Source organism: Actinomycetospora sp. (genome assembly GCF_055612215.1).
The window spans coordinates 1-12,439 of record NZ_JBVPVA010000939.1; the positions used below are offsets into that span (position 1 = coordinate 1).

12 protein-coding genes are annotated in these 12,439 nt (G+C 73.1%); 11 read left to right on the forward strand and 1 reads right to left on the reverse strand.

All coding sequences use genetic code 11. From position 1 onward, the window contains the following. Positions 1 to 420: 420 nt before the first annotated feature. Complete coding sequence (locus AC0CYZ_RS25590) at positions 421 to 1,065, forward strand: STAS domain-containing protein (RefSeq protein WP_472220580.1); 645 nt, start codon at positions 421 to 423, stop codon at positions 1,063 to 1,065. Positions 1,066 to 1,102: 37 nt separating this feature from the next. Continuing rightward, the gene (locus tag AC0CYZ_RS25595; protein ID WP_472220582.1) at positions 1,103 to 1,861 is read left to right on the forward strand and encodes a hypothetical protein; all 759 of its coding nucleotides are present in this window, start codon (positions 1,103 to 1,105) and stop codon (positions 1,859 to 1,861) included. A 31-nt stretch (positions 1,862 to 1,892) separates the two neighbouring features. On the opposite strand, the gene AC0CYZ_RS25600 is transcribed toward AC0CYZ_RS25595, so the two are convergent. Beyond that, positions 1,893 to 2,345 (reverse strand): DUF1931 family protein, encoded by a 453-nt coding sequence (locus AC0CYZ_RS25600; RefSeq protein WP_472220584.1) that lies wholly within the window; start codon positions 2,343 to 2,345, stop codon positions 1,893 to 1,895. Positions 2,346 to 2,747: 402 nt separating this feature from the next. Between AC0CYZ_RS25600 and AC0CYZ_RS25605 the strand changes: the two genes are divergently transcribed. From AC0CYZ_RS25605 to AC0CYZ_RS25645, 9 genes are read left to right on the forward strand one after another with little or no spacing between them, the layout of a single operon-like run. Then, on the forward strand, positions 2,748 to 3,254 hold the full coding sequence (locus tag AC0CYZ_RS25605; protein ID WP_472220586.1) for a YflT domain-containing protein: 507 nt from the start codon (positions 2,748 to 2,750) through the stop codon (positions 3,252 to 3,254). Beyond that, positions 3,254 to 5,167: a molecular chaperone DnaK gene (gene dnaK / locus AC0CYZ_RS25610; RefSeq protein WP_472220588.1), complete on the forward strand. Its 1,914-nt coding sequence runs from the start codon at positions 3,254 to 3,256 to the stop codon at positions 5,165 to 5,167. The genes AC0CYZ_RS25605 and dnaK overlap by 1 nt, the downstream gene beginning before the upstream one ends. 9 nt (positions 5,168 to 5,176) lie before the next feature. Further along, positions 5,177 to 5,794 carry a nucleotide exchange factor GrpE gene (locus AC0CYZ_RS25615; RefSeq protein WP_472220590.1) on the forward strand — a complete coding sequence of 206 codons (618 nt, stop codon included), beginning with the start codon at positions 5,177 to 5,179 and terminating at the stop codon, positions 5,792 to 5,794. A gap of 3 nt (positions 5,795 to 5,797) precedes the next feature. Then, positions 5,798 to 6,820, forward strand: coding sequence for a DnaJ C-terminal domain-containing protein (locus tag AC0CYZ_RS25620; RefSeq protein ID WP_472220592.1), 1,023 nt, complete (start codon positions 5,798 to 5,800; stop codon positions 6,818 to 6,820). After that, on the forward strand, positions 6,817 to 7,152 hold the full coding sequence (locus AC0CYZ_RS25625; protein WP_472220594.1) for a chaperone modulator CbpM: 336 nt from the start codon (positions 6,817 to 6,819) through the stop codon (positions 7,150 to 7,152). The genes AC0CYZ_RS25620 and AC0CYZ_RS25625 overlap by 4 nt, the downstream gene beginning before the upstream one ends. Then, on the forward strand, positions 7,153 to 9,786 hold the full coding sequence (clpB, locus tag AC0CYZ_RS25630; RefSeq protein ID WP_472220596.1) for an ATP-dependent chaperone ClpB: 2,634 nt from the start codon (positions 7,153 to 7,155) through the stop codon (positions 9,784 to 9,786). Then, the gene (gene trxA / locus AC0CYZ_RS25635; RefSeq protein WP_472220598.1) at positions 9,783 to 10,265 is read left to right on the forward strand and encodes a thioredoxin; all 483 of its coding nucleotides are present in this window, start codon (positions 9,783 to 9,785) and stop codon (positions 10,263 to 10,265) included. Before clpB ends, trxA begins: the two co-directional genes overlap by 4 nt. Further along, entirely contained in the window at positions 10,262 to 10,525 is a 264-nt protein-coding gene (locus tag AC0CYZ_RS25640) for a UBP-type zinc finger domain-containing protein (protein WP_472220600.1), read from the forward strand. Before trxA ends, AC0CYZ_RS25640 begins: the two co-directional genes overlap by 4 nt. Beyond that, positions 10,522 to 12,231 (forward strand): FAD-dependent oxidoreductase, encoded by a 1,710-nt coding sequence (locus AC0CYZ_RS25645; protein ID WP_472220602.1) that lies wholly within the window; start codon positions 10,522 to 10,524, stop codon positions 12,229 to 12,231. Before AC0CYZ_RS25640 ends, AC0CYZ_RS25645 begins: the two co-directional genes overlap by 4 nt. The last annotated feature ends 208 nt before the right edge of the window (positions 12,232 to 12,439 follow it).

Genomic DNA, 12,439 nt, shown 5'->3' on the forward strand with positions numbered 1-12,439 from the left:
GGTCGGGAGCTCGTCGACCAGCCTCGTCGCGATCTCGGACGGGGTGTCGGGATCGGCGAGCAGACCCACGACCAGCGTGCGGGATGCGCCCGGCGCGGTCGATCGGGGGTGTCGCTGCTCGAGGTCGGGCATCGGTCCTCCTCGCTGCGCTGTTCTCGGTCGTGCCGAAGTGGCCGTGAGGATGAACGCCTCGACCCGGCGGGCAAACCTGCGGAGCCACCCTCGTCTGGGGCGCCGGTGAGCCGGACCGACCCGAGGGGGTGGATCTCTCGGGGCGTCATCGACCCGTCGGGGCAGGGGCGCCGACGGGCGACCCTGTCTCGGCATGTCGACGTCGAGCGGGTTTCTCGCGACGGCGGGGCGAAGCCCCCGGCCCCGACACGGCGCACCGTGGAGCCCATGTCGACCAGGAGAACCGGGATGCCGGTCGTGTACGACAGCGGCATCTTCTCGGCCGCGGAGGCGCCCCCCGCGGTGGCCCGTCAGGCGGCCCTCGCCGAGCTGGAGCGCACCCTTCGAGCGGCGATCACGACGGCGTTCGCCGACGACGCCGGCTCGATCACGATCGCGGCGGCCCAACGTGCCGACCGGCACGCGGCGGTGGTGCTCGGCGGCGCGGTCGACGCTGCGGTGACGAGAGCGGTCGGCGCGCACCTGCGCGGCCTGCTCGACGGCGGGTCGCGCCACCTCGTCCTCGACCTGTCCGGTGTCGAACGGCTCGACGCGCGTCTCCTCGCCCTGCTGCACGCGGTGGAGGTGAGGATGGCGGCCCGGGGAGGCGTGCTCGAGCTGACCGGACTCACGCCCAGGGTCCTGCACGACCTGGACGACGACCCGCTCGCCCGGGTGTTCGCGCTCTACCGCGGCGCCTTCGACCGTGCGCACCCGCGGGAGATGTCCTGGGCGGCGGTTCGCTGCCCGGGCGGACTCGACGAGGTGGCGGAGCCGCACACGCCGGCCCGGCACCGGGCGATCATCGACACCGGGACGGGGAGGCATGCCCCCGGGCGCCCCGGGCAGCGCCCCACCCGCGCGCCGCGGACGGAACCCGGACACGGTGCCTGACGAGCGGGACCTCCGATCCCGGACGCCGACGACCCTCATGCCGAGGGAGGTGGCGGCGGCCGAGGTGGCGGCCCGGGTGCTCGGTGCGAGCACCGAGCACCCGTCCGGCGCCCACGGGACGATGAGTCTGATCTATCCGGACGGCCGGCGGGCTGCACTCGAGGAGGCCACCCTCGGCGAGGTCGAGGATCTCCTCCTGGCGCATCTCCTGCGCGAGTCGGACGTGCAGTGGACCGCGCCGGCCTGCTGGTGGTGGCAGGTGGTGATCAACGACGTGCGCCGGTTGCCTCGAGTACGGGAGATCTTCCCGGTGGCGGCCCGGATGTGTGAGGCCCACGACGTTCCCAGCCCCGGCCATCTCCCGGCGGCGCTGATCGCGGCGGTGCCGGACCTGCACTGGCTGGTGCACACCGGACCCGCGCAGCTGCTCGGTCACCCCGACTCACCAGGTCGCCCGGCCACGGTGACACTGCGCCCGGGCCCCGCCGCGGGCCGGGGGATGTCCAGCGTGGTGCCCTCGTTGCGGGACTCGCTGGCGGGTGGACCGGCGGCGCGGGCGTTGCGTGCGCTGCGGCAGCGCAGTGGCGCGACGGAGCGCCAGCTCTACCTCACCGTCGGCTGGACGGGACTCTCGCCGGAGGCCTTCGACGCTCTCGTCCGTGCCGCCGGGGTTCCACCGGTCCCACCGCCGGAGCAGGACCGGCTCTCGCACCTGTGGCTGGCCCCCGTCCTGGGGCGCACGGTGTTCCTCTGGTCCCGCCGCGACGGGTGGAGCAGGCACGAGCCCTACGGCTGACCCGTCCGCCGTCGTCGGGGAGCGCACCGCCTCACCACATCAGGCGGAAGAGCTCGAAGACACGATCCCAGTGCTCCGTCCCCGGTCTGACCAGGCTCGGGTCGATCAGCGTGAAGGACCGCGCCAACACCACGCTCAGGCCGCCGAACACCTCGGGCAACAGCTCCTCGGTCTCCTCCGAGAACGTGACGTCGCCCGGCGGACGCCGCAGGTCCTGCCGGAGCAGCTCCCGGACCTCGGCGGCCACGTCGAGCTCGTCGAACTCCCGCATCCGCTCACGGAGGCCCGTGGTGATCGGGAGGTCGGCGGGGGCGATGACGTCCCGCCCGTTCCACCTCGCCGAGTTGCGGCCCGTGATCGCGAGGTCGTCGATCATCGCGTCGACGAACGCGCGGTAGCGCCGGACGTCCTGCTTGCCGATGTCGACTCCCCCCGCGGCGCGGAACAACCGCTCGAACACCCGGACCCCGGTGGGTCGTGTCACCTCGGGTCACCTCCCCGCCCACCACGGTCCGTCAGCGAGCCGCACCCTCGCATCCCGGTTCGACCGGGCATACCGGCCCGGGAGCCCGAACAGCGGCCGGACGACTCGTGCTCCCAGGACCACATCGGCGTGGCCGGCCGACCGACGGCACCCGGGACGGAGCTCATCTCGCCCCCAGGCCCCGCGGTGCCGTGGGCCGGTGGAGTGGCGGGTGCGCCGCGTTGGACCTGACGGGGCGAGCCGGACCCGCGGTCTTGCCGCTCGGGAGTCGATGCGGTCCCGCGGCCCGGGTGTGACCGTGCAGGAGCACGTCGGTCCTGGTCGGCCGCGGGCAGCCGTCGCTCCCGTCGGCCCATCCGCCGCCGGCCCATGCCAGTGAGGACGAACCGAGGACACATGACGATGAGCGAGCAGCCTTCCCGGGTCACGACACCGCCGGCGCACACCGCCGTGCCGGGCGCCCCACCACGCCGGTCCATCGCCAGTTTCCAGAGCTACGCCGACGCCGAACAGGCCGTCGACGCCCTCTCCGACCGCGGCTTCCCCGTCGAACGGGTCGCCATCGTGGGGCGTGAGCTCGAACTGGTGGAGCAGGTCACGGGCCGGCTGGACTACCCCCGGGCAGCGCTGCGCGGAGCGGCCGGCGGCGCCGTGACCGGCGCACTGATCGGATGGTTCTTCGGGCTGCTCGCCTGGATCACCCCGTTGATCGGCTGGCTGCTCCTCACCGTGTACGGGCTCGTCTTCGGGGCGATCGTCGGCGCCGTGCTCGGACTGCTGGTCCACGCCCTGCAGGGCGGACGGCGGGACTTCGCCTCCGCCACGGTGATGCGCCCCAGCACCTACGAGTTGATGGTCGACGAGGACGTGGCCGCGGACGCCGTCCGGACCCTGGGGTGGGAGAGCTGATGGCCAGGGCAGTGGGAATCGACCTCGGCACCACGAACTCGGTGATCGCGGTCTACGAGGCCGGTGAGCCGTCCGTGATCCCCAACGCGGAGGGCGGGCGGACCACGCCGTCGTTCGTGGCGTTCACCGAGACCGGCGAGCGGCTCGTCGGACAGCTCGCGCGCCGCCAGGCCATCCTCAACCCCAAGGGGACCACCTACTCCGTCAAGCGGTTCATCGGACGCAAGTTCGAGGAGGTCGAGGAGGAGGCCGGGCAGGTCACCTACGACGTCGTGCCCGACGAGAACGGCAACGCGCGGATCAAGGTCCGCGACAGGTTGTACGCGCCGGAGGAGATCAGCGCGATGATCCTGCGCAAGCTCGCCGACGACGCCGGTCGAAGCCTCGGCGAGAAGGTCACCCAGGCCGTGATCACGGTGCCCGCGTACTTCAACGACGCGCAGCGGACCGCCACGCGGGACGCCGGCAGGATCGCCGGACTCGAGGTGCTGCGGATCATCAACGAGCCGACGGCGGCCGCTCTCGCCTACGGGATGGACAAGCGTGAGCACGAGACCGTGCTGGTCTTCGACCTCGGCGGCGGGACCTTCGACGTCAGCATCCTCGACGTCGGCGACGGCGTCGTGGAGGTGCGGGCCACCGCGGGCGACACGCACCTCGGCGGCGACGACTTCGACCGTCGCCTGGTCGACCACCTCGCCGATGCGTTCCAGCAGGAGAACGGCATCGACCTGCGGAACGATGCGCAGGCACTGCAGCGTCTCTTCGAGGCCGCGGAGCGGGCGAAGATCGAGCTGAGCTCGGTGACCCAGACACAGGTGAGCCTGCCGTTCATCACCGCCGACGCCAACGGGCCCAAGCACCTCACCACGACGGTGATGCGCTCGACCTTCGAGCAGATCACCGAGGACCTCGTCGAGCGGACCCGGGGTTCGGTCCGGCAGGCGATGACGGATGCCAAGGTCGGCGAGAACGACATCGACGAGGTCATCCTGGTCGGCGGCTCCACCCGCATCCCGGCGGTGCAGCAGCTGGTCCGCAGCCTCACCGGCGGGACCGACCCGAACATGACCGTCAACCCGGACGAGGTCGTCGCGGCCGGCGCCGGAATCCAGGCCGGGGTGCTCACGGGCGAGGTCTCGGACGTCCTGCTCCTGGACGTCACCCCGTTGTCCCTCGGCCTGGAGACGCAGGGCGGGGTGATGACCCGCATCGTCGAGCGCAACACGACGATCCCCGTGCGCCGCAGCGAGGTCTTCTCCACCGCGGCGGACGACCAGCCGGCGGTCGACGTCGTGGTGCTGCAGGGCGAGCGGGAACGCGCGGCCGACAACCGGGTGCTAGCCCGCTTCCAGCTCACCGACATCCGCCCGGCCCCGCGGGGTGAGCCGCAGATCGAGGTGACCTTCGACATCGACGCCAACGGGATCCTGCACGTCACCGCCCGGGACAGGGACACCGGCGCCGAGCAGAGCATCACGATCTCCGACACGTCGACGCTCGACCAGTCCGAGGTGGAGCGGATGGTGCAGGAGGCCGAGAGCAACCGTGCGGCGGACGCGTTGCTGCGCCAGGAGATCGACGCGCGCAATGAGCTCGACGCGACCGTCTACCAGGTGCAACGTCGGCTGGACGAGCTCGGCGACGCGGCTCCCGCCCACGAGCGGGCCCGCGCGGAGATGCTGTTGACCGACGCCCGGCAGGCCGTCGCCGACCAGGCGCCGATGGAGCGGACGCGCGAGCTCACCGCCGAGCTCCAGGGAGTCCTCGGTGGGTTGCGGGCCGTGTCGGCCGCCGGCTCGGGGACGAACGGCGGGTCCGCGGCGGATCCGCGGCCCGACGGCGACGGCGCCGGGTCCGCGGACGCCGGTGCCGAGGACGACGTGATCGACGCCGAGTTCCATCGCGGCTGAGGCGCCACGATGACGGAGCGCGGGCACGCGGAGGGGCAGGAAGACGGCCCGGTGCCCCCGGAGGCCACCGGGGGAGGACCGACCCCCGAGACCGGGGGCCAGGACGACGCGGGCCGCAACGGTGGGGCCCCGACGCCCGGCGGGTCCGGGGAGCGGCCGGAGGAGGCCCAGGCCCGTCCCGCGGGGGACAGGTCCGAGGTCGCCGAGCTCGAGGACCGATGGCGCCGGGCCCTCGCCGATCTGGACAACCTCCGCAAGCGCTACAGCCGTGAGCTCCCCCGGGAGCTCGCGGCGGAGCGGGACCGGGTGGCCGCGGCGTTCCTTCCCGTGATCGACAACATCGACCTGGCGCTGGAGCACGCCGAGGCGGACCCCGGGGCGATCGTCGAGGGGGTGCGGGCCATCAGGCAGGAGGCGCTCGCGGTGCTCGCCCAGCTGGGCTACCCACGGCGCGACGAGATCGGGAGGCCGTTCGACCCGACCCGCCACGAGGTGGTGGCCGTCGTCCCGACGACGGAGGGCTCCGAGCCGGGGTCGGTCGTGGAGGTGGTGCGCCCCGGCTACGGGGACGCGGAGCGGTCGTTGCGGCCCGCCGCGGTGACGGTCGCCCACGACCCGGAGGGCTGACCGGTGGCCCGCGACTACTACGAGGTCCTCGGCGTCCCGCGGAACGCGGACGCCGACCAGCTCCAGCAGGCCTACCGCAAGCTGGCCCGCGACAACCACCCGGACATCAACCGGGACCCGGCCGCCGAGGAGCGGTTCAAGGAGGTCAACGAGGCCTACCACGTGCTGTCCGATCCCCAGCTCCGCGCGCGCTACGACCGGTTCGGCGAGGACTTCCGGCAGGTCCCGGAGGACTGGGAGCAGCGTGTCCGGGCGGGCGGCACCCGCGCGGGAGCCCGCGCAGGCCGACCGGACCGCGGCGGGCGCACCGTCTACACGACCGACGGCGACTTCGGGGATTTCGTCGACTTCGGGGACCTCGGCGGAGCCGGTGGGATCGACCTGGACGACCTGCTCGGCGGCATGTTCGGCCGGGGTCGGGCCGGACCGATGCCCGGGGCGGACCAGGAGGCCGAGCTGCCGCTGACCGTCGAGGAGGCGTACCGCGGCGGCCAGCGGTCGATCACCTTGAGCGGGACCGCGGAGCCCCGCACCTACACCGTCACGATCCCGCCGGGGGTGATCGACGGACAGCGCATCCGGCTCGCCGGTGAGGGCGGGCAGGGACGGGGCTCCGGGACGTCCGGGGACCTCTACCTGGTCGTCCGCATCCTGCCCCACCCCCGGTACCGGGTGGACGGTCGCGACATCACCGTCTCCCTGCCCCTGGCGCCGTGGGAGGCCGCGCTCGGCGCCACGGTCCCGGTCACCACACCGGGGGGCGAGCGGAAGGTGACCGTGCCCGCCGGCTCCTCGACCGGGCGACGCCTGCGGCTGCGGGGGGAGGGCATGCCCCGCCCGACCGGCACGCCGGGCGACCTCTACGCCGAGGTCACGATCATGGTTCCGGCGAGGCCGACGCCCCGTGAGCGGGAGCTGTTCGCGGAACTGTCCGAGACCTCCGCCTTCGACCCGCGTCGCGACCCGGTCACGCCCCGCGGCGCCGACGACCCGGGGGACGCGCCGAGACGGAGGGCGACGGGATGATCGTTCGCTACCTGCCGGTCCCCAGGCCGGTGCGTCGGCTCAGCGCCGACGAACTCGCCCGGGAGACCGGGACACATCCCGGCCTGCTGCGCCGGTTCGTCGCGCTCGGGCTCCTGCGGGCGACCCGGGACGCCGACGGCCGGCTGTGGTTCCCGCCGGGTCAGGTCGCCGTCGTGGCCCGCATCGAGCGGCTCCGCTCGGGGCTGTCACTGAACTACGCGGCGCTCGGTCTCGTGATCGAGCTGCTGGACCAGATCCGCGTCCTCGAGGACGAGCTGCGCAAGCGGTCGTCCGCCGGCCCGGACCGCAGCGACGCAGGACGGAGTGCCTGAATGGACCTCAGCCGCCTGACCCAGAAGTCCCAACAAGCCCTGTCGGACGCCCAGGACCTGGCGACCCGGTCGGGGCACACCGAGGTCGACGGTGAGCACCTGCTGCTCGCGCTCGTCGACCAACCGGACGGGTTGGTGACCCGCCTGCTGACCGGCCTCGGGGTCGACCTGGACGCGCTGCGGGGCGACCTCGAGGCCGAGCTGGCGAACAAGCCCCGGACGACCCGGCCGGCCACCCAGCCCGGGCAGGTGTCGGTGACCCAGCGGCTCGCCCGGCTGCTGCAGGCCGCGGAGCGGGAGGCCGGACGTCTCTCCGACGAGTACGTCTCGGTCGAGCACCTGCTCGTCGCGTTGACCGAGGAGGGACGCAGCACCGCGGCCGGGCGGGTCCTGGAGCGCTACGGCGTGAGCCGGGAGCGCGTGTTGGCCGAGCTGACCTCGGTCCGCGGCAACCAGCGCGTCACCTCGGCCACCCCCGAGGGGGCCTACGAGGCCCTGGCGAAGTACGGCCAGGACCTCGTCGCCGCGGCGCGGTCGGGGCGGCTGGACCCGGTCATCGGCCGGGACGCCGAGATCCGTCGCGTGGTGCAGATCCTGTCCCGCAAATCGAAGAACAACCCGGTGCTGATCGGCGATCCCGGCGTCGGCAAGACCGCGATCGTGGAGGGCCTCGCGCAGCGCATCGTCGACGGCGACGTGCCCGAGGGGCAGCGCGATCGCACCATCTTCGCCCTGGACATGGGTCTGCTGGTGGCCGGCGCGAAGTACCGAGGTGAGTTCGAGGAGCGGCTGCAGGCGGTGCTGTCCGAGATCAAGGCCGCGGAGGGCAAGATCCTGCTGTTCGTCGACGAGATGCACACCGTGGTCGGTGCGGGTGCGGCCGAGGGCTCGATGGACGCCAGCAACATGCTCAAGCCGATGCTCGCGCGCGGCGAGCTGCACATGATCGGCGCGACCACGCTCGACGAGTACCGCAAGCACGTGGAGAAGGACGCCGCACTCGAGCGTCGCTTCCAGCCCGTGTACGTCGACGAGCCGACCCTCGAGGACACGATCTCGATCCTGCGCGGGCTCCGCGAGCGACTCGAGGTGTTCCACGGCGTCCGGATCCAGGACAACGCGCTCATCGCCGCCGCCACGCTGAGCCATCGGTACCTCACCGAGCGGTTCCTGCCGGACAAGGCGATCGACCTCGTCGACGAGGCCTGCGCCCGGCTGCGCACCGAGATCGACTCGATGCCCGCGGAGCTGGACGAGATCACGCGCCGGGTGATGCGCCTGGAGATCGAGGAAGCGGCCCTGGCGAAGGAGGACGACCCGCCGAGCGTGGCCCGGCTCGACCAACTGCGCCGTGAGCTCGTCGACCTGCGTGCGGAGGCCGACGCCATGCGCGCCCAGTGGGAGGCCGAACGGCGGGCGATCCGCCGGGTGCAGGATCTCCGCGCCGAGCTGGAGCAGGCCCGTCACGACATCGCCGACGCCGAGCGCCGGTACGACCTCAACCGGGCGGCCGAGCTGCGCTACGGCCGGCTGGCCGAGCTGGAACGCAAGCTCGAGGCCGAGCAACAGCACCTGGTCGGCAAACAGTCCGGGAACCGCCTGTTGCGCGAGGAGGTCACCGCCGACGAGATCGCGGAGATCGTCTCGCTCTGGACCGGTATCCCGGTGACCCGCCTGACCGAGGGCGAGCGGGACAAGCTGCTGCGCCTCGACGAGCTGCTGCACGAGCGGGTCGTCGGCCAGGACGAGGCCGTCCAGGTGGTCGCCGACGCGATCATCCGTGCCCGGTCCGGAGTGAAGGACCCGCGGCGGCCCACCGGATCGTTCATCTTCCTGGGCCCCACCGGTGTCGGGAAGACGGAGCTGGCGAGGACCCTCGCCGAGGCGCTGTTCGACTCCGAGGACAACGTCGTCCGCATCGACATGAGCGAGTACCAGGAGCGGCACACGGTGTCCCGGCTGGTCGGCGCGCCCCCGGGCTACGTGGGGTACGACGAGGGCGGGCAGCTCACCGAGGCGGTGCGTCGGCGGCCCTACGCCGTGGTGCTCTTCGACGAGATCGAGAAGGCGCACCCGGACGTGTTCAACACGCTGCTCCAGGTCCTCGACGACGGCCGGCTCACCGACGCGCAGGGGCGCACGGTGAACTTCCGCAACACCGTGATCATCATGACCTCGAACATCGGGTCCCAGTACCTCCTCGACGGCGTCACCCCGGACGGCCAGCTCAAACCGGACGCCCGGGAGCTGGTCATGGCGGAACTGCGCGCGCACTTCCGACCCGAGTTCCTGAACCGGGTGGACGAGACCGTGCTCTTCACCCCGCTCGCCCTCGACGAGATCGAGCGGATCGTCGAGCTGATGGTGCGGGATCTGGGTCGGCGCCTCGCCGACGACCGCAACATCGTGCTCGACATCAGCGACGAGGCGCGTCACCTCATCGCCCGCGAGGGCTACGACCCGGTCTACGGTGCGCGCCCGCTGCGCCGGTTCATCGCCCGCGAGGTGGAGACGCGGATCGCCCGGGCGCTCCTGCGCGACGCCGTGCCGGACGGTGCGACGGTCCGCGTCGAAGCGGACGCGGGACAGCTCGTCGTCACGCATGCGGAGCAACCGGCGGGGAGCGCGACGTGAGCGCCCCCGCCGAGCAGCGCGCCTCGACGGTCCGGTGTCCGCACTGCGGGAGGGTCAACCGCGTGCCGGCGGCCGCCGAGGGCAGCCCCAGCTGCGGCCACTGTCACCGGCCACTGCCCTGGATCACCGAGGCCGGGGACGACGACTTCACCGCGGTCGCCGACCACGCGTCCGTCCCGGTCCTGGTGGACCTCTGGGCCACGTGGTGCGGGCCGTGCCGGATGGTCAGCCCGGCCCTCGAGCAGCTCGCCGGCGAGCTCGCCGGCCGCATCAAGCTGGTCAAGGTCGACATCGACCGGTCGGCCACGATCGCGCGACGCTTCGCCGTCCAGGCGGTGCCCACCCTGATCGTCCAGCGTGACGGGCAGGTCCTGGACCGCCGATCCGGCGCGATGCCGCTGCCCGCCCTGCGCGACTGGGTGCAGCGGACGCTTCCGCCCGCCCCCGACCAGCGCGCACAGCCCGAGGAGCAGACGTGACGCTTCCACCCGACCCGCACCTGGCCCTCGTCCGCCCCGTGGTGCCGCACACCACGCACGGATGTGAGGACTGCCTCCGGATCGGCTCGTCGTGGGTCCACCTGCGGCTCTGCCTCACCTGCGGTCACGTGGGGTGCTGCGACTCCTCGCCGAACCGCCACGCCCGCGCACACGCCGGCGCGCAGGCCCATCCGATCGTCGAGTCCTTCGAGCTCGGCGAGTCGTGGCGCTGGTGCTTCGTCGACGAGAGGCTGACATGAGCGCGCCCCGCGCGGCCGAGTGGCGCGGCACCGCGGAGACGCCGGACCACGCCGGTGCGTTCCCGCGGCTCGAACCGGCCCAGATCGACCTGCTCGCCGAACACGGCGACCGCCGCACCGTCGGAGAGGGCGAGGTGCTGCTCGCCGAGGGTGAGCCGGCCCCGGCGTTCTTCGTCGTCCTGCGGGGTGAGGTCGCCGTACTGGAGGGCTACCAGACCCCGGACGAGCGGGTGGTGGCGGTCCACGGACCCGGCCGCTTCCTCGGCGAGCTCGGCCTGCTGACCGGGCAGGTGTCGTTCTTCACGGACGTCGTCGTGGCCGCCGGTGAGGTGCTCGCCGTGCCGGTGGAGCAGCTGCGCCGGACGATCGCCGAGGACTCCGGTCTCGGCGACGGGATCCTGCGGGCCTTCCTGGTCCGGCGGGGTCTGGCGATCGACCTCGGGGCCGGCTTCCGCATCATCGGGTCCCGGTTCTCGGCGGACTACGCGCGGCTGCGTGACTTCGCCGGTCGCAATCGGCTCCCGCACCGCTGCATCGACCTGGAGACGGACGTCGAGGCCGAGAGCACGCTGCGCCGGTTGAGCATCGGTCCGAGCGACACCCCGCTGGTCGTCTGGCGGGAACACCTCCTGCGCAATCCGAGCAACGCCGAACTGGCGGCGATGATCGGGCTCCCCGCGCCGTCCGACGAGGCCGCCACCTGCGACCTGCTCGTCGTCGGGGCCGGTCCGGCGGGGCTGGCGGCAGGGGTCTACGGCGCCTCCGAGGGGTTGCGCACGGTGGTGGTGGACGGGGTCGCGGCCGGCGGGCAGGCGGCGACCTCGTCCCGGATCGAGAACTACCTCGGGTTCCCGGCCGGTATCTCCGGCGCGGAACTGGCCGAGCGGGCGGTGGTCCAGGCCGACAAGTTCGGCGCGAGCACCTGGATCCCGGCGGCGGCGACAACCCTGGACCGCGACGAGGGCCACTACGTCGTCGCGCTGGACGACGGAGGGCGGGCCACCGCCCGCACCGTCATCATCGCCACCGGCGCGCGGTACCGCAGACTCCCGGTCCCGCGACTCGAGGAGTTCGAGGAGAACAGCGTCTTCTACGCAGCCACCGCGATCGAGGCCCGGATCTGCGCCGACGACCCCGTCGTGGTGGTCGGCGGCGGGAACTCGGCGGGCCAGGCCGCCCTGTTCCTCGCCGACCACGCGCGCTCGGTCCGGATGGTGGTCCGGGAGCACACGCTCGACGAGTTCATGTCCAGCTACCTCGCCGACCGGATCCTCGCGGACGGGCGCATCGAGGTGATGGTGCACAGCCAGGTGCGTGAGCTGCTCGGCGAGCGGGGAGTGCTGGACGCCGTCCTCGTCGAGGACACCGGTTCCGGGGAGCGGAATCGCGTGGAGGCCCGCGAGCTCATGGTGTTCATCGGCGCCGACCCGTGCACCGGGTGGCTGGCGGACGCCCTCGACCTGGACAGCGGCGGGTACGTGCGCACCGGCCCCGCGGCGGCCGAGCGCGGGGCCGAGGCCTTCTCCGAGATCGGCCGTGGCCCGTTGCCGCTGGAGACCAGCGCGCCCGGGGTCTTCGCCGTCGGGGACGCGCGCAGCGGGTCGGTCAAGCGGGTCGCCTCGGCCGTCGGCGAGGGCGCGATGGCCGTCCGACTGGTCCACGAGCACCTCAGCGGCCACGCCGCACCGGTGGGTGCCGCGACCTGACCCCGGGGCGCAGGTGGCGTCAGTCGCCGCCGGAGCGACGGGGGTGCGGCATGTGCAGGGATGCGGAATGGGTCCGGACCGGGGTACCCGGGGTGAGGGGAGAACGGTCCGGACCCATCCCGCGACGACCGCCGATCGCCGGGGGGCGACGATCGGACAGCCGGGCCGGGAGGTCCACCCAGTGCGAGTCGGACGCGCAGGACGGGCA